The organism is Planomicrobium sp. MB-3u-38, from assembly GCF_002836425.1.
In the GTDB taxonomy this organism is placed as follows: domain Bacteria; phylum Bacillota; class Bacilli; order Bacillales_A; family Planococcaceae; genus Planococcus; species Planococcus okeanokoites.
In genome coordinates, this window is record NZ_PJBO01000005.1 from 20,785 (window position 1) to 46,478 (window position 25,694).

28 protein-coding genes are annotated in these 25,694 nt (G+C 42.0%); 13 read left to right on the forward strand and 15 right to left on the reverse strand.

The window, feature by feature from the left end:
- The first annotated feature begins 25 nt into the window (after nucleotides 1–25).
- Both CXF70_RS03195 and CXF70_RS03200 read left to right on the forward strand, forming a co-directional pair.
- Nucleotides 26–778: an SAM-dependent methyltransferase gene (locus CXF70_RS03195; protein ID WP_101801517.1), complete on the forward strand. Its 753-nt coding sequence runs from the start codon at nucleotides 26–28 to the stop codon at nucleotides 776–778.
- A gap of 264 nt (nucleotides 779–1,042) precedes the next feature.
- Nucleotides 1,043–1,858 carry a lipid II flippase Amj family protein gene (locus tag CXF70_RS03200; protein WP_199172782.1) on the forward strand — a complete coding sequence of 272 codons (816 nt, stop codon included), beginning with the start codon at nucleotides 1,043–1,045 and terminating at the stop codon, nucleotides 1,856–1,858.
- A 234-nt stretch (nucleotides 1,859–2,092) separates the two neighbouring features.
- On the opposite strand, the gene CXF70_RS03205 is transcribed toward CXF70_RS03200, so the two are convergent.
- From CXF70_RS03205 to CXF70_RS03215, 3 genes are read right to left on the reverse strand one after another with little or no spacing between them, the layout of a single operon-like run.
- Nucleotides 2,093–3,382, reverse strand: coding sequence for an MFS transporter (locus tag CXF70_RS03205; RefSeq protein WP_101801518.1), 1,290 nt, complete (start codon nucleotides 3,380–3,382; stop codon nucleotides 2,093–2,095).
- A 57-nt stretch (nucleotides 3,383–3,439) separates the two neighbouring features.
- Nucleotides 3,440–3,859, reverse strand: a complete 420-nt coding sequence (locus tag CXF70_RS03210; RefSeq protein ID WP_101801519.1) for a universal stress protein — start codon at nucleotides 3,857–3,859, stop codon at nucleotides 3,440–3,442.
- 23 nt (nucleotides 3,860–3,882) lie between these two features.
- Nucleotides 3,883–5,343 carry a SulP family inorganic anion transporter gene (locus CXF70_RS03215; RefSeq protein ID WP_101801558.1) on the reverse strand — a complete coding sequence of 487 codons (1,461 nt, stop codon included), beginning with the start codon at nucleotides 5,341–5,343 and terminating at the stop codon, nucleotides 3,883–3,885.
- A gap of 179 nt (nucleotides 5,344–5,522) precedes the next feature.
- Here CXF70_RS03215 and CXF70_RS03220 point away from each other — a divergent pair, with 179 nt between their 5' ends.
- Nucleotides 5,523–6,065, forward strand: coding sequence for a recombinase family protein (locus CXF70_RS03220; RefSeq protein WP_101801520.1), 543 nt, complete (start codon nucleotides 5,523–5,525; stop codon nucleotides 6,063–6,065).
- Nucleotides 6,066–6,093: 28 nt separating this feature from the next.
- Entirely contained in the window at nucleotides 6,094–7,983 is a 1,890-nt protein-coding gene (locus tag CXF70_RS03225; protein WP_101801521.1) for an LTA synthase family protein, read from the forward strand.
- A 277-nt stretch (nucleotides 7,984–8,260) separates the two neighbouring features.
- On the opposite strand, the gene chrA is transcribed toward CXF70_RS03225, so the two are convergent.
- The 4 genes from chrA to CXF70_RS03245 form a co-directional block, all read right to left on the reverse strand.
- Nucleotides 8,261–9,454 (reverse strand): chromate efflux transporter, encoded by a 1,194-nt coding sequence (gene chrA, locus CXF70_RS03230; protein WP_101801522.1) that lies wholly within the window; start codon nucleotides 9,452–9,454, stop codon nucleotides 8,261–8,263.
- A gap of 16 nt (nucleotides 9,455–9,470) precedes the next feature.
- On the reverse strand, nucleotides 9,471–9,779 hold the full coding sequence (locus CXF70_RS03235) for a PadR family transcriptional regulator (protein WP_101801523.1): 309 nt from the start codon (nucleotides 9,777–9,779) through the stop codon (nucleotides 9,471–9,473).
- Nucleotides 9,780–10,305: 526 nt separating this feature from the next.
- Complete coding sequence (locus CXF70_RS03240; RefSeq protein WP_101801524.1) at nucleotides 10,306–10,770, reverse strand: hypothetical protein; 465 nt, start codon at nucleotides 10,768–10,770, stop codon at nucleotides 10,306–10,308.
- On the reverse strand, nucleotides 10,763–11,572 hold the full coding sequence (locus tag CXF70_RS03245; RefSeq protein WP_101801525.1) for a ParA family protein: 810 nt from the start codon (nucleotides 11,570–11,572) through the stop codon (nucleotides 10,763–10,765). The genes CXF70_RS03240 and CXF70_RS03245 overlap by 8 nt, the downstream gene beginning before the upstream one ends.
- A 945-nt stretch (nucleotides 11,573–12,517) precedes the next feature.
- On the opposite strand from CXF70_RS03245, the gene CXF70_RS03250 reads away from it, so the two are divergent.
- On the forward strand, nucleotides 12,518–14,020 hold the full coding sequence (locus CXF70_RS03250) for a primase C-terminal domain-containing protein (protein WP_233208530.1): 1,503 nt from the start codon (nucleotides 12,518–12,520) through the stop codon (nucleotides 14,018–14,020).
- Between the two features lie 149 nt (nucleotides 14,021–14,169).
- Nucleotides 14,170–15,027, forward strand: coding sequence for a site-specific integrase (locus CXF70_RS03255; protein ID WP_233208527.1), 858 nt, complete (start codon nucleotides 14,170–14,172; stop codon nucleotides 15,025–15,027).
- Between the two features lie 69 nt (nucleotides 15,028–15,096).
- On the opposite strand, the gene CXF70_RS03260 is transcribed toward CXF70_RS03255, so the two are convergent.
- Together CXF70_RS03260 and CXF70_RS03265 are read right to left on the reverse strand one after the other, a co-directional pair.
- Nucleotides 15,097–15,660, reverse strand: coding sequence for a hypothetical protein (locus CXF70_RS03260; RefSeq protein ID WP_101801528.1), 564 nt, complete (start codon nucleotides 15,658–15,660; stop codon nucleotides 15,097–15,099).
- A gap of 386 nt (nucleotides 15,661–16,046) precedes the next feature.
- Nucleotides 16,047–17,381 (reverse strand): replication-relaxation family protein, encoded by a 1,335-nt coding sequence (locus CXF70_RS03265; protein ID WP_158241148.1) that lies wholly within the window; start codon nucleotides 17,379–17,381, stop codon nucleotides 16,047–16,049.
- Between the two features lie 702 nt (nucleotides 17,382–18,083).
- Between CXF70_RS03265 and CXF70_RS03270 the strand changes: the two genes are divergently transcribed.
- The 5 genes from CXF70_RS03270 to CXF70_RS03285 all read left to right on the forward strand — a co-directional run bounded on the left by CXF70_RS03270 (nucleotide 18,084) and on the right by CXF70_RS03285 (nucleotide 21,161).
- On the forward strand, nucleotides 18,084–19,607 hold the full coding sequence (locus tag CXF70_RS03270; protein WP_101801530.1) for a P-loop NTPase family protein: 1,524 nt from the start codon (nucleotides 18,084–18,086) through the stop codon (nucleotides 19,605–19,607).
- A 332-nt stretch (nucleotides 19,608–19,939) separates the two neighbouring features.
- Nucleotides 19,940–20,185, forward strand: coding sequence for a hypothetical protein (locus CXF70_RS03275; protein ID WP_101801531.1), 246 nt, complete (start codon nucleotides 19,940–19,942; stop codon nucleotides 20,183–20,185).
- A gap of 29 nt (nucleotides 20,186–20,214) precedes the next feature.
- The gene (locus CXF70_RS03280) at nucleotides 20,215–20,607 is read left to right on the forward strand and encodes a RepB family plasmid replication initiator protein (RefSeq protein WP_158241149.1); all 393 of its coding nucleotides are present in this window, start codon (nucleotides 20,215–20,217) and stop codon (nucleotides 20,605–20,607) included.
- A 127-nt stretch (nucleotides 20,608–20,734) separates the two neighbouring features.
- Nucleotides 20,735–20,911, forward strand: coding sequence for a hypothetical protein (locus tag CXF70_RS18100; RefSeq protein ID WP_158241150.1), 177 nt, complete (start codon nucleotides 20,735–20,737; stop codon nucleotides 20,909–20,911).
- A gap of 49 nt (nucleotides 20,912–20,960) precedes the next feature.
- Entirely contained in the window at nucleotides 20,961–21,161 is a 201-nt protein-coding gene (locus CXF70_RS03285; protein ID WP_101801533.1) for a hypothetical protein, read from the forward strand.
- Nucleotides 21,162–21,164: 3 nt separating this feature from the next.
- Here CXF70_RS03285 and CXF70_RS03290 read toward each other — a convergent pair whose 3' ends face one another.
- The 6 genes from CXF70_RS03290 to CXF70_RS03315 all read right to left on the reverse strand — a co-directional run bounded on the left by CXF70_RS03290 (nucleotide 21,165) and on the right by CXF70_RS03315 (nucleotide 23,360).
- On the reverse strand, nucleotides 21,165–21,494 hold the full coding sequence (locus CXF70_RS03290) for a hypothetical protein (RefSeq protein WP_145990701.1): 330 nt from the start codon (nucleotides 21,492–21,494) through the stop codon (nucleotides 21,165–21,167).
- Between the two features lie 210 nt (nucleotides 21,495–21,704).
- A complete protein-coding gene (locus tag CXF70_RS03295) occupies nucleotides 21,705–21,932 on the reverse strand; it encodes a hypothetical protein (protein ID WP_101801535.1) in 228 nt (75 codons plus the stop codon).
- Nucleotides 21,933–22,124: 192 nt separating this feature from the next.
- Nucleotides 22,125–22,400: an AbrB/MazE/SpoVT family DNA-binding domain-containing protein gene (locus tag CXF70_RS03300; RefSeq protein ID WP_101801536.1), complete on the reverse strand. Its 276-nt coding sequence runs from the start codon at nucleotides 22,398–22,400 to the stop codon at nucleotides 22,125–22,127.
- Nucleotides 22,401–22,440: 40 nt separating this feature from the next.
- Nucleotides 22,441–22,653 carry a DUF6290 family protein gene (locus CXF70_RS03305; protein ID WP_101801537.1) on the reverse strand — a complete coding sequence of 71 codons (213 nt, stop codon included), beginning with the start codon at nucleotides 22,651–22,653 and terminating at the stop codon, nucleotides 22,441–22,443.
- Between the two features lie 24 nt (nucleotides 22,654–22,677).
- Nucleotides 22,678–23,001 (reverse strand): NadS family protein, encoded by a 324-nt coding sequence (gene nadS, locus CXF70_RS03310; RefSeq protein WP_101801538.1) that lies wholly within the window; start codon nucleotides 22,999–23,001, stop codon nucleotides 22,678–22,680.
- Nucleotides 22,998–23,360, reverse strand: coding sequence for a hypothetical protein (locus tag CXF70_RS03315; protein ID WP_101801539.1), 363 nt, complete (start codon nucleotides 23,358–23,360; stop codon nucleotides 22,998–23,000). The genes nadS and CXF70_RS03315 overlap by 4 nt, the downstream gene beginning before the upstream one ends.
- A gap of 836 nt (nucleotides 23,361–24,196) precedes the next feature.
- On the opposite strand from CXF70_RS03315, the gene CXF70_RS03320 reads away from it, so the two are divergent.
- Both CXF70_RS03320 and CXF70_RS18105 read left to right on the forward strand, forming a co-directional pair.
- Entirely contained in the window at nucleotides 24,197–25,216 is a 1,020-nt protein-coding gene (locus CXF70_RS03320) for a hypothetical protein (RefSeq protein ID WP_101801540.1), read from the forward strand.
- Nucleotides 25,213–25,497 (forward strand): hypothetical protein, encoded by a 285-nt coding sequence (locus CXF70_RS18105; protein ID WP_101801541.1) that lies wholly within the window; start codon nucleotides 25,213–25,215, stop codon nucleotides 25,495–25,497. Before CXF70_RS03320 ends, CXF70_RS18105 begins: the two co-directional genes overlap by 4 nt.
- Nucleotides 25,498–25,694 lie beyond the last annotated feature (197 nt).

Below are 25,694 nucleotides of genomic sequence, written 5' to 3' on the forward strand. Positions count from 1 at the left end.
AACTAACCTGAAGGAGTGGTTCTAAGTGGAATGGGTCGAGAAGTTTTATAATCAACAATATAAATGGATGAATTTGAATGTTGAGGAGATGTTAAACGCACAGCAAGGACTGCTGCAAAAAATCGAGTGTTTAGTCGACCAGCCGGGCAAGAAAATCCTTGAACTTGGTGGAGGAAAAGGCTATTTCGCAGTGGCCGCTGCCAAGCAGGGGTATAATGTTACTGTAATTGAACTAATAGATGAGGCCGCGCAGTACATCCGACAGCTGGCGGAAGAACAACGTGCCAGCGAACGATTAACCATCCTCAACGGCGATTTCTATACTGCAGACATACCGGATGTGTTTGATGTGGTCTGTTACTGGGACGGATTTGGTATCGGTTCTGATACGGAACAGCAAAAGTTACTGAATCGCATACGAAACTGGCTGAAGCCAGACGGCACGGCGTTGATCGATGTATATACGCCCTGGTTTTGGGCAAAGGTCGCCGGGCAGGAAATGTACTTGACTGAGAATGTTGTGAGAAAGTACGGTTTTGATGCAATGGGTTGTCGGATGCTTGATACATGGTGGAATGAGGAAGATGCAGCAGAGAAAGTCACGCAATCCTTGAGATGTTACTCACCTGCCGATTTCTCCCTGCTGATTCAGAATCTCGATTTAAGCCTGATCTACTGCGAACCTGGAGGAGCAATGGACTACGAAAAAGGTGTCTATACGGAGAAGGCCCCGTTGCACGAAGCCATGTCCTACCTTTTAAAACTGAAAAGGAATTAACGATAGAATAAAAGGTTTTTATATACTTGAAACCCGAAGACCGGCTCTTTTGAAAAGCAGCCAGTCTTCGGGTTTTAAGATTGCTTGATAACGCTTCCAATAATCCCTCATATATAAACTAATATAGTTTTCTAGAAGTGTCGTTCCGTTGAATTATTAAAAATCATTTAAATATTTATAATTGGAAAACAATAATTTCGTTTTTCATTAATCAACTGTAAGGCTATGGTAATATAAGGATAAAAAATAAAAGTAGGTTTTCTTTTGGAACTTTTTACAGAGAAATTAATTTTGATTGCTCTATTCGTTTTGATTATCCATTCTATTGAAACTCTTGCCTATGCCGTTCGCTTATCTGGAGTAAGAGTACGCCTGCTAGCATCTGCTCTTTCCTTGTTCAATGTCATGGTAATGGTTTCCCGTTTAGCAAATATGATGCAGCAGCCTTTTACTGGGAGTTTAATTGACTCTGCTCCAGAGACGCATACATTTGAATTTGTCGAGGCACAATACCGGATTATCATTGGTTCTTCTACAATCGGAACGATTTTAGGGATTCTTTTACTCCCAACTTTCATCTCTATCTTTTCGCGTGCAATTATTCACTTATCAGCCGAAAGAGGATCTATTCCCGGACTGGTCAAAAAAGGGATGAGTATTGACTATATCAGAAGAGGAATCGGACACATTCACCTGCCAAAGCCTTCTTACTTAAAAGGCGTCCGTTCAAAGGATATTCCGGTCCAGTTATTTTTCATCAATATGATCATTACCGCTGTATACACAATTGGCGTTCTTTCTGCACTTTATGCAGCCATTATCGTTCCGGAAAGAGCTGCTACAGCGATTATGGCTTCAGGTCTAATCAATGGATTGGCCACTATTTTACTGATTGTTTTTGTCGATCCCAAAATCTCTGTGTTAGCTGATGATGTCCTCAATCGGCGAGGCAATTACCTGAATCTTAAAAGCATCGCTTTAATGATGATCGCTTCCCGATTACTGGGTACGATACTTGCTCAACTATTCTTTTTACCTGGAGCAAGATATATAGCGTGGTTCACAAAATTTATCGTGTAATCCATTAAATACAGGTTGTTATTCAAAAACAAAATTATTTCTCTAAATAAAGGAGGACTGGATGCAAGTTTGTATGCATCCAGCCTCCCTTTTTACTTCCGATAAGGTATCATATGTTAACCAATTTTTTCCGTGTACTTTAAGAAGATGAAAATCTATAAAACAACTTCATTCATTTCCTAGCGACAGAATAACACTAAACTTTTCTGCATTAAAAAAATTCAATTGTATCATTCAAAACTCCTTCAGCTGCTTTTTTTCCGGAGGTGCCGCAAGTAGAGCCGCAAGAATGCCTAGTAGTGGAAAAACCATAATCCCCCATAACACTTCTTCATAACCCCCAAAGATGTCGAAGAACAAGCCGAAAGGCAATGGTCCGAGTGCAGATCCGACTACCATAATAGCCATGGAGATTCCCGTGATGCTGCCAAGATATTGACGGCCGAAATAGTTTGGCCAGACGACACTAAGTGTTACCCGTTCGATTCCCAGCATAAAGCCCCAGACAACTGCAAAAAGAATAGCTCCTGAAAATACATCAGCTTCTTTCAAAAGAAAAATGGATGCAATTTCCCCTGCAAAAACCACTGCCAGCATCCACTGCACGCAGATTTTGTCGAGGAGGTATCCTGCCAGAAACGTGACTGGAAAACCGATGATTGCCATTAGGCTGAGTACAGTCGCTGCCGTCTCCGGAGCTAGGGATTGAATGGAGAAAATGGAAACGAGATGAAAGGTCATACCGGTATTGACCAAAGCCGGGACTGCGACACAAAATAACAGCAGCCAGAAAGTACGGGTTTTCTTAGCTTCTGTTACAGTCCAACTGATGTCTGAAGACAATTGCTTGTGCTCCTGCTTGCTTAGAGCGGGTTCATTATCCGGCCGCAATCCAATATCTTCCGGGCGATTGCGGATAAACAGGAATGCCAATGGCGTGAAGATAATCAGAATAGACGCGCCAAGGATTTGCCAAGTGATTCTCCAGCCATAAGCTTCGATGAGCCAGACGTTGATCAGCGGAAAAGCAGCAGAGCCGATCATGCCCCCAAGCGCGGCCAAGCTGAGCGCCCGCCCGCGTTTTTGGATAAACCATTGCGGAACCAACGCATTGGGAACGAGCGACATGGAACCTTGTCCAAACAAACGGATGGCGAAAAAACCAATGAACAGCATCACTGAGTTGACCACCATGCTGTTAAATATACTGGCCGACGCAAGAAGAATCGACACAATAATGGCCATTTTACGGGCGCCGATTCGATCAATCATCCGGCCTATGAGGAACAGTAAGAATCCGGCAAGCAAAGTCGCTAAGGAATAAATGCCGGAGACCGCTGAGCGACTCCATCCAAACTCTTCAATATAATAGTCGATAAATATAGCATTGGAGTAGGTTTGTCCTGGCCCCGAGAAGAAGTGGGACAGTCCTGCAAGAACGACAATCACCCAGCCGTAATAAAATGGTGTGTGGATTACGCCTTCTTTGTTGATCATTTTCTGTCTATCAGTTGTTCTACGCATTGCTGCCCTCCTTCAAAGAAAAAAGAGCTCATTTAGAGCTCTTTTTTCAACCTGCTATTATTTTACAATCAATACCGGACAATCCGCTCGTTTGACCACTTTGTGGCTGACGCTGCCAAGAACCATTTCCTGCAGGGAATTCAGGCCCCGGCTGCCGATGACCAGAATATCAAACTTTTCTTTATTGGCGTAGTCGACAATGGTCGGCCCCGGTGTGCCATGAAGGATTTCCACCTTGTAGCGGACATCCGCCGTTGCCAATGCTTCTTCGACCGGCTGCAGTTTCTTTCTGCGCTGGAGATCCAACTCCATGGTACTTCCGCTGTGCAGCACTTCGTTTTTGGCATTAGCATGATCCGCCACAAAAACGATGGTCACTTGTGATTCAGAGGAACCGGCTGCTAATTTCCCCGCCTCTTTTGCTGCGCGGACGGAATGATCCGATCCGTCCACGGCTAACAGTATTCGCTTGTACATCTTTCAACACTCCTTTTTCCTGTTTAATGGGTCGGCAATTTCGCGTTGTCGCTGTTAAAGATGGCCAACTGGTCAACCAGCTTCTGGCTTCCGGTATCCAGCCCCACGATTTCAACTTCGTTTCGGTTTTCCCTAAATTTCAAAACGACCCGGTCGACTGCCCCGACACCGGAATCATCCCAGATGTGTGCGTCGGTGAAATCGATGACGACCTTCTGCCCTTCCACTTCGTAGTCGAACTTCTCCAGGAAGTCTTCCACGGAAGCGAAGAACAATTGGCCGACCACTTGGTAATGCGTCGCTTCCAGCAATTTTTTCTTCACGGTGATTCTCGAAATCTTGGCCACAAAGAAAATTGCGCTCAAGATCACACCAGCTAATACCCCTTTGGATAAATCGTGCGTATAGACGACAATCAGAACCGTCGCGAGCATCACGATTGAATCGGCTTTGGGTGCTTTCTTCAAATAAGTGAACGAAGACCAATCAAACGTCCCAATGGAGACCATGATCATGATACCGACCAGAACCGACATCGGAATTTGGATGACCACATTGCCTAAAACAATGATCAGGAACATGAGAAATGCTCCGGCAACCAAAGAGGATAACCGGCCGCGGCCGCCTGATTTGACGTTGATGATGGATTGGCCAATCATGGCACATCCGGCCATCCCACCGAAAAAGCCGGTGACGAAGTTGGCAATCCCTTGCCCTCTAGCTTCTTTGTTCTTGTCGCTTGGTGTTGCCGTCATATCGTCGACGATGTTAGCAGTCAGCAACGATTCCAGCAAACCGACAATCGCCAGTGACAGGGAATACGGCAGGATAATCAGCAAGGTTTCTAAATTCAGCGGAATGTCCGGCAACAGGAACGTTGGCAGCGTCTGGCTGATGGTTCCCAGATCTCCGACGGTCCGCAGGTCGAAACCGGAGTAAATGGCCACTGCCGTCAAGACGACCAAGGCAATCAGCGGAGCCGGTATGGCTTGAAAGAACCGCGGAATGATGTAGACAATCGCCAACGTCACGGCTACAAACACATACGTCATCGTGTTGATGCCGATGAAATGCGGCACTTGCGCCATGAAAATCAGGATGGCGAGGGCATTGACGAAGCCGATCATGACGGCGCGCGGAATGAACTTCATTACTTTCGCCACTTTGAAGACCCCGAATAAAATTTGGATGACCCCCGTTAAAATGGTGGCGGCCAGCAAATATTCCAACCCGTGGTCACGGACCAGCGGCACCATTAACAAGGCCATGGCACCGGTCGCGGCAGAAATCATGCCAGGACGTCCTCCTACAAACGCGATAATAACCGCAATACTGAACGAGGCATACAGGCCGACCATTGGATCGACACCTGCGATGATAGAGAAGGCGATGGCTTCCGGAATCAAGGCGAGGGCGACGACAATCCCTGCCAGCACCTCCCCCCGTACATTTCCGAACCATTGAGTTTTAATTTTTTCTAGCAAAATATTGTTCTCCTCTTCTGTTTTAATTTTTTTGTGGCTTTTAACTCTCATAAAAGCCCAGTCCGTTTCCGCAATGAAAATAGTGTAGCACCGTTTTTCCCAAAAGTGAACCATTTTGGTTCTTTTATATTTGGTTTGTGTTACGATGGAATAAATTCAGAACGTAAGGAGATTTTCACGTGTTAATAGGATACGCAAGACCGAGCCTAGAAGACCCGGCGTGCCAACAGCAGCTGTCCCTGTTGAAACAGACTGGATGCAGCGCGTTCTATACTGAAGAGCATGCCTCTCCGAAAAAACGGGAACGCCTGCAGGAACTGTTGGAGAAAGCGACGTCCGGCGATCAAGTCGTTGTGGCCAAACTATATACGTGGGCAGATTCCACCCGCCATTTAATAGAGCTGTTGGATGCGCTTGAGAGCAAAGGTGTCTCATTTTACTCACTTTACGAAAACATCGAAATCGGCACCGGAAAAGAATATTCATTCACCAATATCCTTCGCAATCTGGCGGATTTCCAGAGCGATGCTATCAGCGAAAAAACCAAGGCCGGTTTATCTGTGGCCAAAGAAAAAGGCGCTGTTTCAGGCCGCCCTCGGAAACCGGATGAGAATGTCAAAAAAGCGATGGAGATGCACCACAGCAAACGATACAGCCTGGCCGAAATCAAGGAAACGACCGGCATCAGCAAATCCACACTCTACCGCTACCTGGAAAGTTGACGCACGTCTTTTTTAAAGGAGTACATCTATGTTGAATAAAGAATGGCCAAAGCACACGATTCTGGCAATCGCCATTGCCGGGACGTGGATCAAAACCTATATCGCCTACCAAACGGGCTTTTCGATCACGATTGACAACCTTCTGCAGGAATTCATTCTGTTCCTCAGCCCGCTGAGTCTATTGCTCTTTTTGTATGGACTGTCCCTGTTTTTCAAAAGCGAGAAGAACCAAAACCGCTATTTAATCGCGATGATGCTCGTCACTTCGATTGTCTTGTATGGCAACATTGCGTTTTACCGGTTTTTCAGTGATTTCATCACGCTGCCGGTACTGTTCCAAACGGATAACTTCGGAGATCTCGGCTCCAGTGCAGCCGCGAGCATCTACCTGACCGATATCTTCTACTTCACGGACCTGATTCTGCTGATGGCAGCAATCAAATGGCTGCGTGTGAAACAAGAGACTGAGTCTTCCTTAAGACATCAGCGCAGTGCGTATTTCATTTTTTCCGCAGCTGTGCTGTTTTTGAACCTTGGCCTCGCAGAATCGGAGCGACCGCAGCTCCTGACGCGCAGCTTTGACCGGGAAATGCTGGTGAAGAACCTCGGCATGTACAATTACCACCTGTACGATATCTACATCCAATCGAAATCCCAAGCGAAACGGGCCTTTGCGGACGGCTCCGAATTGACGGAAGTCCACAATTACGTCCGGGCCAATCAAGCCGAGCCGGATGACGAGTTGTTCGGACTGGCGGAAGGTAAGAACTTGATTGTCGTAACGCTGGAATCGATGCAGACCTTTACATTGAACCAGGAAATGAACGGCCAGACGATTACACCGTTTCTCAATGAATTGACGAACGATGAAGACACGATTTATTTCCCGAATTTTTACCACCAGACGGGCCTTGGCAAGACGTCCGATTCCGAGTTCCTGTTGGAAAACTCGCTTTACCCGCTAAGCGGCGGTGCCGTGTTCTTTACACATGCCGGCAATACTTACAATTCGATGGCCGAAAAGCTGGGGAACCGAGGCTATGCTACAAATGTTCAGCATGCCAATTCCAAGAGCTTCTGGAACCGGGATATGATGTACGAATCGCTCGGAATCGATGAATTTCTCGACATCCAAAGCTATACAATTAGAGAAAAAGAAGCCGTCAACTGGGGCATGAAAGACATGCCGTTCTTCCAGCAATCCGTTGCTTATATGAAAGACATGCCGCAGCCGTTTTACAGCCGGCTGATCACCTTGACCAACCACCATCCCTTTACACTGGATGAGGAAGACAAACTGATCAGTGAATTCGATTCGAATTCGGGTACGCTTAACCGTTTTTTCCAGACAACCCGTTACCTGGACGAGGCAGTCAAAGAGTTATTCGCTGAATTAAAAGCGAGTGGTCTGTACGAAAACTCCATTATTGTGATGTACGGCGACCATTACGGCATCTCCGAAAACCACAATGAGGCCATGGGGCAGTATTTAGGCAAAGAGATTACACCGTATGAATCAGCCCAGCTGCAAAAAGTGCCGTTCTTCGTGCATATCCCGGGTTCCGGAAAAGGCCACGTCAACGAAACAATTGGCGGCCAGATTGATCTGCGTCCGACCATCCTCAACTTGATGGGCTTAGAATCGCATCAGGACATGCAGTTCGGAAGCGACCTGTTCTCCGCAGAGCATGAAGAATTCGTGATTTTCCGCGACGGGCGCTTTGTGACGAAGGACATTGTCTATGCGGGCAATACCTGTTATGAAAATGGGACCGGCCTTGAAACCGATCCGGAATTCTGTGCACCATTTTCGGAACGTGCCTTTACCGAACTTCACTATTCCGAAGAAGTCATCAACGGTGATTTGCTTCGTTTCTACGACGAAGAAACCGGCCAATTGCTCACCACCGAGCCATAAGAAAAAGGAGTGCAGCTGCACTCCTTTTTAAAATCGGAAAAATTCCTTCTATATAAATAGAAAAAGAGGAGAAGACACTGTGTGATAGGAGCCTTCCTTTTATTCTAACAGTGCATTATTTTTTCCCTTCTCACTTCCGATAATTCTTGATATGTAAACTAAGAACTCAACTTTAGAAAGTAAAAAACGTCCTCTTTCTCGAGTAAGCTTGAAAATAAGCTCGAGTATTCCAGAGAACGATTTTTAATCTATTACTTAACTGTATTATATGTGTGCCTTAGAACAAAGCGATTAATGAACCGCCGATTGCGCCTGTGACAACCACCAGCCATGGCGGCAGTTTCCAATAAGCCAGCATGCTGAACAGGACCGCTGCCAACGCGAAATCTTTCGCCTCGATGATGGAACTTGTCCAGATGGGAGTGTAGAACGCAGAAATTAAAATGCCCAGCACGGCCGCATTGACCCCCATGATTGCGCCTTTTACTTTCCGGTTTGTGCGCAACGCATCCCAGAAGGGCAAGGCTCCCACGATTAATAAGAATGCCGGCAAAAAGATAGCGAAAGTAGCGAACAGGCCGCCTGTCCATCCGTTCATGACTGTTCCCAAATAAGCTGCAAAGGTAAACAGTGGACCCGGTACGGCTTGGGTCGCTCCATATCCAGCAAGAAAGGCTTCTTCACTCAGCCAGCCCGTTGGGACAAATTCCTGCTGCAACAGTGGCAAGACGACATGTCCCCCACCGAAAACTAAGGAACCTGCCCGGTAAAAGCTATCAAACATCGCTATCCAATATGAGCCGGTAACTTCCCGTAGAATTGGCAGAAGGAAAAGGAATCCGAAAAACAAAGACAAACAAGTAATAGCTACTTTTTTCGTAATTGGAAATTGCATTCGTCCCTCTGTAGTTTCAGCAGTGTTTTTATACAGAATATAACCAATTAGTGCCGCAATCAAGATGACTCCTACCTGCGTAAATGCCGTTTGCCAAAAAAGAGTCACAATCAATGCAAACAAGACAATCGCTTTTCGTTTTAAGTCTGGCGCCAAATTTTTTGCCATGCCCAAAATGGCATGAGCCACTACTGCGACAGCGACAATTTTCAACCCTTTTAGCCATCCGGCATCTGATACATCAAAACTCTGCAGCAGTAACGCAAACAGAATCAATGCGATAACCGATGGAAGCGTAAAGCCGATGAAGCTCACAATCCCTCCGAGTACACCAGCGCGCATCGCTCCAATTCCGATACCTACCTGGCTGCTTGCAGGTCCGGGCAGAAATTGAGCAAGTGCTACCAGATCCGCATAACTTTTTTCATCCATCCATTTCTTCCGGCGGACGTACTCTTCATGGAAATAACCCAAGTGCGCAATTGGTCCGCCAAAGGACGTGAGACCTAATCGGGTGGAAACAAACAGGATTTCCAGTAATGATTTGAAACTGACAGTCGATTTATTTTGATTCATGGTTCTCTCCTTTGATTCAGTCTTTAATTTCCTTGAACAGTTCATAAGCCTTCTTTTGGGCTTCTATCAAGATGTGCTCCCCTTTTCCCGTGATACTGTAGTACTTCCGGATTTTGCCCTCTACGTTCCGGTCTTCCCTTGTCAGCAAGCCATCAGATTCCATGGAATGAAGAATCGGATAAAGCGTTCCAGGGCCGATGGAATACCCGTGTTCTCGCAGTTCCTCCAGCATCCAAGAACCATAAATCGGCATCTCTTTTGCATGATGCAAGATATGGATATGAATGAATCCCAAAAAGAGTTTCCGAAGCACCTTGTCCTCCATTTGCCTTCCCCTTTCTCCTACCGACTCTAATAATGGTTTTTCAATATTGAAAGTCGATATTGGTATTTGTTATTAAGGTAACATAGAATTTATATGAAGTCAGCGCAGTTCTATGAAATTTACATTTCTTTAACATTGAAGAAACATTTAAACTGTTAACTTGAAAAAGCGTTCGTAAAAGTACACGTTCATGAACGGCATCACAGCAGCATAAAATAGTAAAAAAAGACGTTCGTAAAAGTGATTACCCACTTTACGAACGTTTGCTTTTTTCAGGACACCTTTTCGAACGCTTTAACCCTTTAAAATTAACAAATTTATTATTCGGTAACATCAAAGATACCGTGCAGGAATTCAGAAATATAATATGAGTAGATACTATTTTTTATGATCATTACCAACTAGGTTGAATATAAAAACTATAAAAAATATTAAATCTTCTATTATCTACCTAACAAAAGTAGAAATATCTACCTTTGTTAGGTAGATATTTTCGAAGACTTTTATATCTGTTACATCTTACGTTTTATTCATCTTGTTCATTAAAAAACTCTCTCATATAATCAAATTGTTTTTGCTGCCGATCAGTCAACTCATTCTTTGTATAGTATTCTACAAGTTCTGAAATAATAGCATATGTCTTATTTTCATCCATGAATTTTCCAAGTACACCAATTTGAATATGGAGGTCATGCGGAACTTTAATTGATTTTACGTTATTATTTTTTCCAACAACCGATTTTACTTTCCGTGGTGCTTTGGTTTTTGTTTCTGGAATAGGTATAGCCGAATTTTTTTCAGGCAAAGAAGCAGTTGTTTCAGTTTTCTCCTCGTTAACTCCTGGTTCATTTAGCGACCGTGGAAAATTTTGTTTGTCATTGCTGAATTTGAAGTCATTTTGACTGTTTATAACTACAGGTCTTGGTCTTTCAAGAGTGCTTGTTTTCGTCTTTTTCTTAATTAAAGGCCCCTTCTTTGAATTCTCAGACATGAACGCTTTCCTCCTCAAACCTTGCAAGTTTTTCTTCAATTTCATCTACTACATCTAAGAACGTTTGATGTGCTTTGCGATCGTGGTGATCTTCATTTTTAATCCCTGTCATATCCCATGCTTTTAAACGCTCTAAATGTTTAATAACATTTTTAAAGACATTGTCATCTCCGAAAAGCTCTGTTGCTCGTTCGACTGTACTTTGATCTACGCGTCCACCAGCTCTTAAAAGAACTGGTAAAACTCCAAGCACTTGTATGTCTGCTTCATATTCATCTGCCATAAATTGCAGATATGAAACATAAGTTTCTGCACCCTCAAGAGATAATTCTTGAGCTTGCAATATAATTAGGACATAATCGGAAGCCATCATAGCATTATCAGAGTAATCGCTTATAGTTGGCGGTACATCGATGAAAATATAATCGTAGTTTGCTTTTAAAGGTTCAAGCAAAGTTTTTAAAAGAGTAATTTGCTCTAAATCGCTTTGAAAGTTTTGGTAGAGAAACTTTGAGAAGTTTTTAAAGGAGACTGCAGCCGGGATAAGGTCAAGGTGGTCCGTTACTTTCACCACGACATCTTGAAGATTCCCTTCTTTAAAGCCGTCAAATATAGTTTTGTCTATTTCTTCGATCCCTGCTGAACGTGCAATTAATGTGCTAGCGTTCCCTTGCGGATCCATATCTACTAGAAGAACCTTTTTCTTATGTACAGTTGCATATTCCCAACTTGTCATTACGGAGACTTTAGTTTTCCCAACGCCACCTTTAAAGTTACCTACTACAATTGTTTTGGCTGCCATCAATATTCCTCCTTGAATTTTTTGTTTACTACAAACTTCTACCTAACAAACTTCTACTTCTGTATATAACTGATAATAACACAAGTAGAAGTTTGTGATAATAAAAAATCAAATGTAACACAAATGTAATATTTGGTCTTTTACCCATGTACAGGTAGAAAAGTAGAAATATCTACTTTTGCGAGAAAGAGAGTAATTCCAACAAAAGTAGAAAAGTGGAAATATCTACTTCTGTGAGAAAGAGAGTAATTCCAACAAAAGTAGAAAAGTAGAAATATCTACTTATGCAAGAACGATAGTCATTCTAACGAAAGTGGAAAAGTGGAAATATCTACTTCTGCGAGAAAGAGAGTAATTCCAACAAAAGTAGAAAAGTAGAAATATCTACTTTTGCGAGAAAGAGAGTAATTCCAACAAAAGTAGAAATATCTACTTTTGCTGGAATGATAAAAAATATATTTAGCCCATGCTACTGTTAAATCAACTTTTGTAAGAAAGTTTTATTATTAAATTTAAAGATCATAGTTACACAGGTAGAAAAGTAGAAATATCTACTTCTGTGAGAAAGAGTGTTATTCCAACAAAAGTAGAAAAGTGGAAATATCTACTTCTGTGAGAAAGAGAGTCATTCCAACAAAAGTGGAAAAGTAGAAATATCTACTTCTGTGAGAAAGAGAGTAATTCCAACAAAAGTAGAAAAGTAGAAATATCTACTTCTGCGAGGAAGAGAGTAATTCCAACAAAAGTGGAAAAGTAGAAATATCTACCTATGTGAGAAAGAGAGTAATTCTCGCATAGGTAGAAAAGTAGAAATATCTACTTATGTTAGTCCGATAACCTTGATTTACCGCTATTTACATAGCATTCCCTTTGCTTTAGCTTAAAGAATATAGAGAGCCTAGTAGAGCTTGTATAAGACGGGGAGGGGGATGCTTTGTGGTAATTATGAGTAACATATTTGATTTGGTTCTTCACGAAGGGATTAATACCTACAAGTTAAAAAACTCAAAGGCAGCTTTCCCTGAAGTCGTAAAAGATAAAAAAAAGTTACAAAGACATAAAAAAGGTGCCATCTGTGTGACCCGTTCGAAGGAAGATCTATCAACACCGTTCGGTGTAAAGGGTTATGTAATAACCTCTCTAGAAACCCTCTTGGAGGATTTTTCTGTACTTTCTCATTGGACCCCCAATGTATACAACTACTTAGGGTACTCTGATAAAGAAAGACGGCACCTCAAGGGACATACGGAACAGAACCTGCAGCAAATCAACACCTTCGTCGTCGACATCGACTCAAAAAAGCAGCCCTATACGGAAATCCTTACCGCAGCGCTCGAAAACAGCTTCGGGGTGCCAACCATGGTCCTGGAGACGCCGAAAGGGTTCCAGGTCTATTTTGTGCTGAAAAGTCCGCTATTCATCAGCAACCAAAACGATTTCCGCGGACTAAAAGTCGCGAAACGCATTTCTGAAAACATCCGCCGCAGTTTGGCCAAGGTTTTGCAGGGCGTCGATCTGTCCTGCAACGACTTCGGCTTTTTTCGTATGCCCAATGAACAGAACGTCCGCTGGTTCTCCGAAGAGATGGTCTTTCAGCTGCATGACCTGATTGCGTGGTCGAAACGGCAGGACGATGATCAGAACCGCGGGCTTTTCGTCGTGGAATCAAAAGGACAGGCGATTGATCCGACGCAGGCGGAGTGGTTCCGGGAATTGTTGGCCACGCGTCATGTGAAAGGCAGCGAAGGGCAGATTGGCCGTGATAACCTGATGTACACGTTGGCACTGGCTTGCTACAGCGCAGGAAAAGGAAAAGCGGAAACGCTGGATCTGCTTGATGAGTACAACTCTTCCCTGGAAACGCCTGTCCGCCACAGTGAAGTCCAGAAAATCGTCAAGAGTGCATACAAGGGACGGTTCAAAGGCGCGAACCAAGCCTATATCCAGGAATTGCTGGAAGCCTGGCTTCCGGGCAAGGATGTCTCCATCACAAATCACCTCGGGGGCTGGCACAAGTTCAAGAAAGAACGAAAAGACCGTGTCCGCTCCCATTACGAGGAGTGGGAAGAAGATATCCTGACCTACATCCAGGCGGAAACAGACAGCGCACAGCCGATCAAATGGACGACGCAAAGCGCCATCTGTGAAGCCGTCGGGATTCCCCGCAGCACCTTCAATGAAGTGGTACGGAAATCGAAGAAGATTCTCATCAAGCGGAGCGGGAAAGGCCGCAGCGCCCGAACAGGTTTGACCTCTGTCGCTGTGCTTCTTCAGTGTGCACTCGAATTCAACCAGAAACACCGCAGTTTGTATTACGAAGCTGTTGCCGAGATGTCCCGCTCCCGTGAGAACAAAACCGCGTTATGGGAGCTTGAGTACCAGCTGGACTTGCTGACTCGCTTTCCTGAAAATCGCTCCACAACTGGTAAAAATTTCAATTCTTCTTAATTGTCCAGTCTGCCAATACATATCTGTATACGTGTTTAGATTTTGGGTTCTGCGAAGTACTCCTAAGGTTATCTGGTTCTGAGGAATGGGATTTGGGGGATTATTGGTTGAGCTGTTAAACTGAATAAAAAGAAAGGCAGGGAATGAGGATGCTGTATGGCTATGAGGAGTATCGATTAAAGGCAGGGATTTCTCCTGGTACGCTGGTGACGGAAGTGGAACTGCTGAAGTCCTTTGTTCGTTTTGTCAATGAGCGGAATGGGAAACAGGTGGAGCCATATGAGATCCGACCTGCCGATGTCCGTGCGTTCCTTGATCAGGAAAAGGGGAAGGGATTGAAGGCGACTACCCTCAAAAGGAAGCTATCTCACATTCGGCAGTATTTCCATTACTTGTGGAAGGTGGGCAAGGTGCCGGTGGATTTCATGCCGAAGTTTGAATACGAGCTGGTGGTCGAGAGGACTCCTGCGACGTTGTATTACCAGGAGTTTGCGGATGAAAAGCGGAAGGTGCTGCAGCATCGGGCATTGATGCTGAATGCGAAGCTGTATTTTCTGTTTGCAATGAAGGGTTTTCGGATGCGGGAGATCGAGCGGCTGCAAAGCAAGCATTTTCGGGACCTGGGGGACCGGGTGGAGATGAATTTTGTGACGTTGGAAGATGTCTATTGGCATCTGGTTTTCGAGGATCCGATGGAAGTGGCTGTGATTGTCCAGGCATTGGAGCGGGCGCTCTTCCGGGAACATGATTACTTGGTATCTTCAGATAAAAAATATGGAGCGGATTATGTGCGCAACAACATGAAAGACATCTACCATGGTCTTACTTCGCTGTTACCGAAGCCTTTTAAGACGGAAGAAGTCCGGATGGCTTATATTTACGATCTCTACAAGGTGCAGGGAACGTCATTTGATGAAATGGTGGCGTTATTGGGGATTACGCCTGAATCGCTTACATCGTCCTTAAAACTGGTTTTTGAGCGGTATAAAACCAAGGAAATGAAATAATGGTTCCTAGAATAAGTCAGAAGAATTGATTCCTCCATGGGTTGATGTCGATGGAGAAAGGCTGGCCATTCATTCTAAAGTAATTAAACGGATATGATGTTCTTTGAACAAGGCGGCATCCTTGTTCTGGTAATAGTGTTCCGCAGCCCGGCAGAGGGATTGGCAGAGCTTTTCGATATTGATTGAGACAGTGCGGGTTTTATGAACTTTCACGTCATTGTCCGGTTGATGGGGCCAGGAAGAACCGTTTAAATCAGCACCGCCGATGGTCAATCTGAATTCATAAGCATAATAAAATTCTTCGTCCTCGCTCTTATCCCAATCTTTGATTCGAATGTTGCCGCTATGTAAGAAAGAGCAGCGCAAGGAATAACACATCTTCCCGGTGAAATAGGGATTTTTTGCTTTAGTGTAATCATCGGTCCATCCAGTAGGATCTGCGAAGTATTGATTGACCCAATCATCGAACCAGGCAACATATTGTTTTCCGATATTCCGTTTGCCATTCTTGTGTGTAAAATCGGGATATTCAATCTTCCCGCAAATATCAGGTAATGTTAATGCCAGGGCAAGGGCGGATAAATAGCTTTTATTTACAAGAGCGAGCTTTATATCATTTATTTTATCCAGCATGAGGGCACCTCAGATTTATTATTTTGGGATTTTTAATCGGAATTTTTTTGTATAGATCTAGCTTATCAGCTGAATCAGTTAAAGTCCTCAGTTCTTCTATATGAGAACTGGGGATATGATCGATTCCTAAGTTAGAGAACCAGTCCCAAATTTTATCTTTTCGTAGCAGTAAATAGGTAAAGAACGGCTTAGTCGGATATATAATCTGGTAACAACCTGAATGTACCACTTCGAAGAGAAAAGAAGTGCACAATTAAAATATTAAAAGGATGTGATCTATTAGGTCACATCCTTTTGGTTGTTAAAAATAACTATTTGCTGTGTTGTGAACTCTAATCTTCTTATTCATAAGAGTGATAGTGAACGATGGCATGGCATTGCATCAATCAAAGTAGTTTGCATGGCTTCTTGGTATATTGAGTAAGAATTTCTACCATGGGTGGAAACATTTGCTCTTTCGACTTGGCTGCAGCTATCACTTCTTCAACATTGACGATGAACGTGCGACATGCGGGCTGCAAGGCCAGTATCTCATTTGAAGCATTAGAAGTTTGATTATAAACCAAGAAGAGAGAGACGCTAGGTTTATGTGAGCCAAACTGGGTATTCCACGTTTGTATACGCTTCATATTTGTTCTTGCTTTTTGATAACTTCGAACAGAACCTTCCTCCATGTAGAGGAGACCAATTGGAATGATTTTATCTTCTAGGAGAAGTTCTGTTATAAAATCAAGAGTATAAGTATCTTGAAAGAGCAGGCGATTTAAGTTTTCATTTTGCGCCATTCTATAAGAAACCTTTTGTTTCGAAGCCAGACGGGAAAAGTTCAACCAACTATTTGTAACACCTTTTGCATGTAGATTTGTTACTGTGGCACGATTTTTCAACATTTTATAGAGAAAATCAGTTGTGCGATGTGATGGAAGAACAAATACTTCAAATTTTTCAGGCCAGTCAGTGTGTTCGGAGAAAAGTTGTTTTAAAGAGCCCACTCTTTTTTCTTTGGGTGAGTCATCGTTTGCTAATGTAGATAAACCTACTGAGAAAACGACAACTAAAGGTTTTTTCAAATATCTAGCCAGCCTTTGGTAACGGTCGAATTTCGTTTTAATAATACTATTTATCTGCCTTCCTGTATCGAGTTCGAGGCAGATGATCTGGTCTTTTGTATCAAATATCCAATCCGGTATGACTGGACTATAGCCAGTTTGCGAGTTGGCATATGAAATCTCCTCGTGCTGATCTCCCCTGTAATACTGGCACTGCAAAGATTTGAAAGATTCCTCGCTTCCAATCAACCGTTCGACTAATTCTGTGAAAATGGTGTTAACCGTTTTGTTATGTGGTGTTGGCATCTTTAACTGCGGTCCGTATTTTTTTCGACGTTCGGCATGCTTTTGGGTAATCACCTTCTCCTGTATCAAAAGGTCGAATCCTCTACTGCCAAGACGATAAGCATACTGCGGTGGCCGATTTTCTCCTTGCTTAGGAAAATCCGTTTTTAATTGGACGAGTATACCGCTTTTCACCAGCTTTCCTAATCGCATAGAGATAGCGTATTTCGAGCGTGGTTTTTTGTGGCCTGAATTAAAAAGCCGGTGGATATTCCCGGCAGGGAAAACACTGAAGTCGTGAATGTACTTTATGATTTCGAATTCCCTTTCGGTAAGGTGGATCCCTGTATAGCGTGATGTGGATTTCATTACATAAACATTTTCCATTTGTATTCCTCCCAACAAAAAAACCCCACTAATAAACAGAGATTCGCGAATCTCCATTAATCAGTGGGGTGCTCCCATTAAGTCATTTAGTTTGAGGAAATTATAGCATACGCGAGAAAAAATGCCTATATCGCTTTTTAAAAAGCTGCTATAGGTCTATTTTTACTTTGAGAAAACAACCAGCAGAACCGCTATTCTTGTTCTTTTTTGAAATACTTCTCTACCTGTAAACCTATAGGTTGCTCCACCGTAGATTGTAGGACTTGGAACCTGCCCCAGTAGCTTGCCACAACAGTAAGAAAGGGGCTTAACAGGGGTAAGCCCCTTCAAGTTAAGCCCTTACGCACATTTTTTTAGGACTTAACAGAGAGGTGAACGAACAAGGGTTTAACAGGAAGAGAAATTAATTGAAGTTATATAAATTTTGACTTCTATTGCTAGGGGCTCTTAGTGATAGCTGGTGAGAAACTTGAATCAATTACGGAAGCAATTTCGGATTATCGGATCACTTGGATACAGAATCAGCCAATGGAAAGAGCTTTTTTAAGTCAGTCCACTTTTGTATTACTTTTTATGAAAACCTATGCTATAGTTATGTTAATTTCAACCAAACGCAAGCACTGCGCATATTACCGCTATCCATTAGGGATAGCGGCGATATGCGCTTTTTTTATTAACTAATTAGAGAAGGAAGGGTTTTCTATGTATAAGTCTAAAGTTGAAATCTGTTTGGTCATTACAAATGAGGTAGTAACAGAAATGAAAGAAACCATTATCGAAGCAGTAGTTAAAGAGAGATATAAAGTAAATCATTACCATTCAATCGAAGAATTTCTTGGTTGGTATGTAAAATATCCCTCCGAAGTATGCCTAATTACGAATGAAGGCATCGCTTCTGAATCTTATCGAGAACTTAAGAAACATTTTCAAGAATTAAAAGACATTATCTTAATAGAACCGCGTGATGAAATATCGACAATTGCAGAGCACAATATCTATATTGATTCAAAAAGCGGTGAAATTAATATTGATGAGCTGCTTCAAACAATAGATTTCATCGTTGAGGAATTAGAAATGGCGATGTATAACGGAGAGATCGACGAAGACGATGAGAATGAGATGGATGAAAAGAACTTACAAGCAGAGAGGTCTATAAATATCGATGAAGTTGATAAATTGCAACCGAATCCAACTCCAGCTGGAGAAAAGCGAAATGAAAAGATACATGAATCAAAAGAAAGGGAAGATAATCACGAAAAACCAAGTGAACAGTTAGAACATGTATCAGCTGTAGAAACAGTTGAGGAAGATGTAAATGAGCAGGAAGTAGAAGTTAAAGAACCGGTTGATGAAGCTGCTCCAAAGAATGACGTTAAGGTGCCCTTTCAAGGTGATCCTTTTCCAATGCGAATGAGAAATCTTCAAAAAAGCTTATCGGGACTTGAAATGGAAAAAAACAAGACCATTGGTGTTTGGTCGCCGTTACCTGCAGTTGGGGTAACGTCATTTCTGATAAATTTTTCTCTCTTTCTTTCAGAGAACAAAGTCCATACAGCTGTTCTGGAAGGTCTTTCATGGAAATACATTATAAACCAGTGGTTAAAGCGGCATTCGACAATTCCGGATAAATGGGTGAGTTTAGCTCATAATCTAAACGCTGCTGAACCACTGGGGAACAGCGAGTGGCTTTACCGGGGAGTAAAGTTCTTTCCTATTCACCGAGATGATCTGCAAAGAAGATACACTCCAGAGTCAATCAAAGCTTATCACTGTATGACAGAAATTTATGATGTGACACTGGTGGATATGCCGACTGGAGAAATGCATGAGATCACAAATGAATCCCTTAAATACATGGATGAATTATGGATTATTGTATGTGATCGCATTCAGCAGCTGCGCAGCTGGAAAGACTATATCAAAAAGATTGAAAAAACGCATAATATTCCAATTCACCTTATACACAATCAAATGATTGATGAATCAAAACCTGATTCAATAAGTAAGATGATGGAACTGCCAATGCTTGCTACAATTCCAGCTTTATGGGAAGAAACAGCAAAGAACTACTACCAGAACAAACCACTTTATCTGCAAAAGAAAGTTCAACCTATACTCGAACCGCATTATCATCAACTTGCTACACATCTGATTGGTTCATCATTCAAACTACAAGATAAAAAAACATCCATGTGGGAACGAATTACGAAAATCGGAAGGTCTTAAAATAACTTATATGGATAATGAACTTTGGAAGTTAGATTAATTGTAGTGATTGCGGCTATTATTACCGCAATAAGCATAGCGGATATAAGTAAAAAGAGCTTTATTGCGGTAATCATTGCGAAAATATAATGTAATAAGTACGGCAATGATTACTGCAATAAATAAAGAAATATCAGCATTGCAGTGAAAGGAATGATTCATAGTAAGTTCCTAAAAAAAAGTGATGGATGACTGCAGATTCCGCTTTAATTCAGTTAAACTAAGAAAAAGCAGATTGTTTTGCATACTAAAAGAAGCGCGACAGAAGTTGAAAGAAAGAGAGATGAAAAGAGATGAAACCAGGCTTGGAGAATGCGAAGGAACGATTTACTCATCAGTTGGAAAAAGACTTAGTCTATTTTGCAAATCGGCAAAATAAATCGCTTAGTTATTCAGCGGCAAACACCATTGCACAACGCGTATTGGAAAATGCAGATTTGGAAAATCCGGCATTTCAGCATAAGGGAACTTCCTGGCTGGCTCGAATTATCGTTGATAACTTTCCCGCTCCTAAGATAGATCCTACAAATGAAAACTGAAGGCAAACGAGAATGGAAGGGAAGATTTGTTGTCGAAACATCCTATTGTTATTCAGGGAACCAGCTTTCTGCAGGCGAAGGAAAGTGATCTGTTGACTGAAAAAGAGCTGGCCATTGTCCTTGAGATAGTCTGCATGGTCGATTCAACAGACGAAGACGACAAAGATTACGAATGGTCAGTCCAGGAATGGTATGAAATTCTAGGGATAACGGGATCCAATCGGGATTTTCAATTTAAAAACATCTTTCAGGATCTCCTGATGAAAATAGTAGAACTACCCCGTGAAGGTAGAGGGTGGCTCCTGACTCACTGGATCTCCAGCGTTTTATACTCGAAAAACACTGAAACCGTGAAGATCGGGTTAACCCCGGAACTAAGACCCTACTTCTTGCATTTAAAACATTCACTTAAACTTGAATGAAAATAGAATAACAAAGGCGATGAAATTGCCAGTAAGCTTTACTTTGTCGCCTGGACTACTTTAGCTACGATGCCAAAAGATGAGGGAAAAGACTGGTTGCTTGTGATAAAAAGAAGAGGAGTTGACGGTGATGACAGTAAAAGAAGCGATGAAAGAAATTGAAAAGAAAAAGTATGAATTCTTCCGTTGCCGAATGCTGAGTGCTTCCACCTATACAACAATTTTCTACTTCGGCTGGCGGGCCAAAAGAGTGCTGAAACAATCCAAAAGAAGAGCAATGGCTGACATGAATAGCCTAAAGTAGAGCAGCAGTAGTGCAATCTGCAATGATAATCCGAAAGAAGGTAGAAAAGATGCCCACTTTGTCTGAACTCATGAAAGGATCCGAAAAACTGAAGTTTCAAATCCTGCAGCAGCGGATGATGGAAGCTCCAACCTATCTGACCTCGCTGTATTTCAAATTGCGAGCAGATGCGGTGTTACGTCGGGCAGAGCGACGGATCCTGCGCGAGGCGAAAGGGAGACAGAAGCGTAAAAGCAGAAAGGGATGCTGACCTTTAGGAGTTCCGGTCAGCATCTCTTTTCTTCATTTTGACTGTTGCCTGTTCATAGTATTCGGCCAGCCGGTCTTCGTCTCTTACTTTAGCCAGGAGCACCCAAATGCTTTTCGACACATCGTTCACGCGTTCAGTATCTAACGAGTATTTGCTGCGGATCTCGTCTTTCACATCCTCCAGAGACAGATCGCAACCTTTTCCGGCGTTCACCAGCTCACTGAAGAACAGCGATACGTACCGCGCGGTCTCCTGGCGGTAGGGAGTCCCCAAGCGCAGCATCTCTTCCGCTTCCAACTGGGCCATTTCCAAGGCTCTTTTTTCGTGTTTCACCATCTTTACCTCCTTCCAGGTGCCGTTCGAACTGAACGGTCAATGAAACGCCTGTATATCCTCTACGTATGACCCCGTTTCAGCTTTGCAGACGTAACGCTCTAATGGCCTGTGTGGAAGAAGCGGCCAGCACTTTAAAAGGCCACAGTTTTGGTCCGCACCTTTGATGGTAGCCTTCCGCATAAACCATTCCTTGAAAGGCGGTTATTGTCATGGGTTTTGAGATAAGTAACCGTAGATCAGTTCCGTTGCTGCGTCGATGGAGTCCAATTGTTCTTCTTTTGGAAGCTTCGAAAAGTAAACCGTGTATACCCCGGTGTTTTCTGAAAATTTGATTTGAACCAATGAGGGACTTTCTTTTGTCGAGTAATGGTTGATGCCAATGCTGTTCGATTCTGCCCTTGTTTCCAGGAGCAGTTTGATATTTTCCTTCTTCATCCCCATCCTCCTTTCTTTTCGTTCCAGAATCGCAAGTTTACGTGACTCCGCTATATGCTTTAGCCAAAACGCAGATGGGCAAGAGGAATGAAAGGGCAGTAAAACAAAATGACCCACCGTGGTCCGCATTGTGAAGAGGCGTGGTGGGTTCTGTAGCTTCATTCTATACATATTGAGGAGGAGTGGCTACCCTTAAATTTTGTTCTGCAACTCTTCCAACAGCAGCTCGGCGCCTCTTGGACTCAAATACAAGCCTTTCACGTAAGTGGATTCAACGTTTTCGTTCAGGAGTTCTCCCGTTACCGCGCAGGTACGATCGGTCTCATATTTTTTGAGAATGATTTTATCTTCTTCAAGAAAGATTTCCATCGGATCTCCTACTGAAATACCCAAGGCCCTTCTCAACTCGATGGGCGTAACAATACGTCCTAACTGATCAACTCTTCTTACAATCCCGGTACTTTTCATCTTATGACTCCTTTGAAAAATGAATATTATACATTGTCTGTTATAAATTCAATTCTTTTTTGACGTCATCCAAGGAATGACGTGTTTCCAACCTAGCAAGAACGCGGTCGAAATTTTCCCTATCGCGTTCATCTTCAATTTTTTCGATAATGAGATTTCGCCTCACGTCCAAAACGGATGTGTGTTCCAGTTTCACGTAATCGCGGATGTGTTTACTGTCGAGATCATCCACACGAAAGGAAAAGGTGGACATAGTTAACACCTCCTAAGGTAGATTTCAAACAGAAACGATTTGCTGCTCTTCGGCTACATGTGGCTGATTGCTCAAAATTTCTAATAGTCTCCGGGCTGCACCACTCGGTTGGTTGGTGCCGTGTTCCCACGATTCAATCGTTTTGACAGAGACCCCAATAAGAGCTGCAAATGACTTCTGCGTTAAATTCATCTGCAAACGCAGACTTTTGATGTCCTGTGCAGAAAAAGTGGCCAATTCCTTAATCGCCACGGTCTTTGTTCGTGCTTTTGCTCGGTTGCCCTCTGCATATTCAACAGCTTGGCCTAAACTGGTTTTCAGTTCATCGAAAAATTGATTCTCATTCATTGTCCATCCATCCTTTCGGAAGTATACAAGCTCTTCAGCTGATCTACGAATTGTTTCAGTATCTTCTTTTGATCTGGCTTCAACGTTTCTTGCTGATTTTTCGCATAAATCAGGAGCAAAATCGTATGGGAGGAAGTCTGAATATCCAAGTAGATAATTCGGTAAGCGCCACTCTTTCCTTGGTTATCACTTTCAGGAGAAAAACGCATCTTCCGGAGTCCGCCCGTACCAGCGATTACAGCACCTTGACTTGGATCCATCAGCAATTGTAGTTCCAACTCACGCTGCTCAGCTGCACCAAGGCCCTGCTGCTTCCACTTTTGATCAAAATTTTCTACGTATACAAATGTCCGTTTCATAACTACCTCTTCGACTAGTGACTTATGTATCTATTATACCCTATTGAATAGGGGTTTTCAATTCGTAGCAAAAACCATAGAAAAAATTTCAGGAGAAGCAGCTGCGCAGCCATCTTCCTTTTTAATGAAGGTAAATTCCATTATCTGTGTGAAGCTTTTTTCACAGAGTAACAAAGAATGAAATGTATTCGAAAAAGACTGCCAGCTTGGACAGTCTTTTTGTGTTTATTTATTTGCTAGTCTTTCTAAAAAATCTTCCCTATTTGAAATGAGATTTTTCGCTTTCCAGCGATGATAAGAACGACAATGTTTCGAGCAGAGTGCGACAGCTTGTACCTTGTTGCTGCAATCGTTAACCACGCATATCTTGACAATTTCAGCTCGCTTAGACGGATGCAGCGGAGAATCTCCCCTGTAGCGCTTTCGATAGTAATGATACTTACACAAGCCTTTATTTTTGATTGGTGCACCGCAATCATTGATGCTGCAGATTTTCAATATTGACGAATCGATAAATTTTTAATAAATAGATCTAAATCACTTTGCCAGCTCATTCGAAATCTTCCACCTCTTTTCTTGTAAATAATATTCGGCAAAAGAGGATGTAGTCCTGCAAAGACTTTAAATAATAATTCTCGTAAGAAATTATTCGTTGCGGCAGCTAATAATAAGACTATGGATTGCCAAAGAGTAAAGACATTAGAGGATTAACAATAGTTATAAGAAGTTATTTCGAAAGGGATTATGATACTCTCTAGAGAATCTACATAATTAAAGTGTAGCTAAATTTCGGATTTTACATGAAAACAATCTCTTAACTAAAAAAGGGTGAAAAAATGGATTATTTATATATTGATGAAAAAGGGCCACAAGAAACAATAAGAGCGTCGAATCCTTATAACGAAGAAAGAAAGATTAAATTAGGAAATGACAACATGCATGTTTACGTTGCCGATGTAATAAAAATCAACAAAGATAATCTTTCCATAATTGAAGAGAACTACAAGTTGTTAGAGAAAAAATACATAGCTTCTAGAAAGTTTGATAAGGAATTAAAAGGAAAAGATATTTTAGATAAGAATTTTAAGTTCGGAATTGCCAGCATGAAAAATCATGAGTTAGATTTTTATAACTCCTTAATAGATTTGCTGCTTGAAAATCAGGTAGATAACTTATTGTTGTCAATAAATAAAATGTCGTTAGTTGCTGATAATCGACTGACGCACTGGATACTTGAATTAGAAAAGAAAAGGTTTATAGAATCAGCTTGGCTGCTAAAATACTCTATGGTTAAATATTTAGAACTTGAAGCGAGTGCTAGTGTGATTCTATCCATTTTCGATTCGAATATAAGTAATAGAGAAGTTCTTACAGAAATTCAAAAAGACTTAGGAACGTTTATTGAAAAGAACAAAAATATTAATAGAATGAGAGGACAAATAGCAGAATATAAGGGGTTAATCGAAACTATAAAAACCAAAAAGCATTTAATTTCAAGTTCTTCATTTGAGGAAGTTTCATTTGATTGGGAAAAGTTGAGCTTTGATATTGACTTGTGGACGACAGAAATGAGCCTAAACACCAAATTCAGTACGCAATCAACCAAACTCATCCTCGATGAAGGAATACCTTTACAACCATTTAAAAAATTTAATTTTTTATTAGTCAAAGAAGAAGATTCTGCTGACCATGTTGGACTTCGAATTTCTGATGTTTTGATTGTATTTATGGGTAAAATGATTTCTAAATTAGCAAACGACGTAAGATATGATAAAAAACGACCAGAAGAAAGAAAACTACTCTCTGAATCTTGGTTTGCACTAGAAGAAAAACAATTTGAGTTGTTAAAAAAATGAAGGAGTATTTTTTTCCCGATAACTCAACCTACTGTTTTGTAGTGGATGTCTATTTTGATGATGCAGCTTTACTGCAAACTTATTTTGAATATGTTAGTACTTATAAATCTTTTGAAAGCTATAAAACGCAGACTAAAAACCATGTAGACAATCACTATGTACATATTTCGAAAGTGCTCCGTTCTAGATGGGATCTGGCAATAAGAAGTGAAAAAGTGATTAGAAAGAAATATGGAAGTATGATTGCTGCCATAGAAGCCGGAGTAATGCGTCCTCTATAATTGAATTATGATTATATAAAATTTGTAAAAATCAGTTCAATACTAGGTCGAGCAGAATTAATTTCTTATTTGTGTTTGCTGGTAATGAGTAGACATGTCTAAAAGATACCTTTGAATTTTTAGTAATTATGCTTCTCATATTAAAATAGGTTACTTTATGCAGCAGTTTATGTTACTTACAGTAACCAAATAGGGGT

Bases quoted from the DNA above. Each gene is read 5' to 3' on its own strand.
- CXF70_RS03205 (WP_101801518.1), bottom strand. From the start codon at position 3,382: ATGCGTAGAACAACTGATAGACAGAAAATGATCAACAAAGAAGGCGTA.
- CXF70_RS03210 (WP_101801519.1), bottom strand. From the start codon at position 3,859: ATGTACAAGCGAATACTGTTAGCCGTGGACGGATCGGATCATTCCGTC.
- CXF70_RS03225 (WP_101801521.1), top strand. From the start codon at position 6,094: ATGTTGAATAAAGAATGGCCAAAGCACACGATTCTGGCAATCGCCATT.
- chrA (WP_101801522.1), bottom strand. From the start codon at position 9,454: ATGAATCAAAATAAATCGACTGTCAGTTTCAAATCATTACTGGAAATC.
- CXF70_RS03235 (WP_101801523.1), bottom strand. From the start codon at position 9,779: ATGGAGGACAAGGTGCTTCGGAAACTCTTTTTGGGATTCATTCATATC.
- CXF70_RS03240 (WP_101801524.1), bottom strand. From the start codon at position 10,770: ATGTCTGAGAATTCAAAGAAGGGGCCTTTAATTAAGAAAAAGACGAAA.
- CXF70_RS03245 (WP_101801525.1), bottom strand. From the start codon at position 11,572: ATGGCAGCCAAAACAATTGTAGTAGGTAACTTTAAAGGTGGCGTTGGG.
- CXF70_RS03250 (WP_233208530.1), top strand. From the start codon at position 12,518: ATGAGTAACATATTTGATTTGGTTCTTCACGAAGGGATTAATACCTAC.
- CXF70_RS03255 (WP_233208527.1), top strand. From the start codon at position 14,170: ATGCTGTATGGCTATGAGGAGTATCGATTAAAGGCAGGGATTTCTCCT.
- CXF70_RS03260 (WP_101801528.1), bottom strand. From the start codon at position 15,660: ATGCTGGATAAAATAAATGATATAAAGCTCGCTCTTGTAAATAAAAGC.
- CXF70_RS03265 (WP_158241148.1), bottom strand. From the start codon at position 17,381: ATGGAAAATGTTTATGTAATGAAATCCACATCACGCTATACAGGGATC.
- CXF70_RS03270 (WP_101801530.1), top strand. From the start codon at position 18,084: ATGTATAAGTCTAAAGTTGAAATCTGTTTGGTCATTACAAATGAGGTA.
- CXF70_RS03275 (WP_101801531.1), top strand. From the start codon at position 19,940: ATGAAACCAGGCTTGGAGAATGCGAAGGAACGATTTACTCATCAGTTG.
- CXF70_RS03285 (WP_101801533.1), top strand. From the start codon at position 20,961: ATGCCCACTTTGTCTGAACTCATGAAAGGATCCGAAAAACTGAAGTTT.
- CXF70_RS03295 (WP_101801535.1), bottom strand. From the start codon at position 21,932: ATGAAGAAGGAAAATATCAAACTGCTCCTGGAAACAAGGGCAGAATCG.
- CXF70_RS03300 (WP_101801536.1), bottom strand. From the start codon at position 22,400: ATGAAAAGTACCGGGATTGTAAGAAGAGTTGATCAGTTAGGACGTATT.
- CXF70_RS03305 (WP_101801537.1), bottom strand. From the start codon at position 22,653: ATGTCCACCTTTTCCTTTCGTGTGGATGATCTCGACAGTAAACACATC.
- nadS (WP_101801538.1), bottom strand. From the start codon at position 23,001: ATGAATGAGAATCAATTTTTCGATGAACTGAAAACCAGTTTAGGCCAA.
- CXF70_RS03315 (WP_101801539.1), bottom strand. From the start codon at position 23,360: ATGAAACGGACATTTGTATACGTAGAAAATTTTGATCAAAAGTGGAAG.
- CXF70_RS03320 (WP_101801540.1), top strand. From the start codon at position 24,197: ATGGATTATTTATATATTGATGAAAAAGGGCCACAAGAAACAATAAGA.
- CXF70_RS18105 (WP_101801541.1), top strand. From the start codon at position 25,213: ATGAAGGAGTATTTTTTTCCCGATAACTCAACCTACTGTTTTGTAGTG.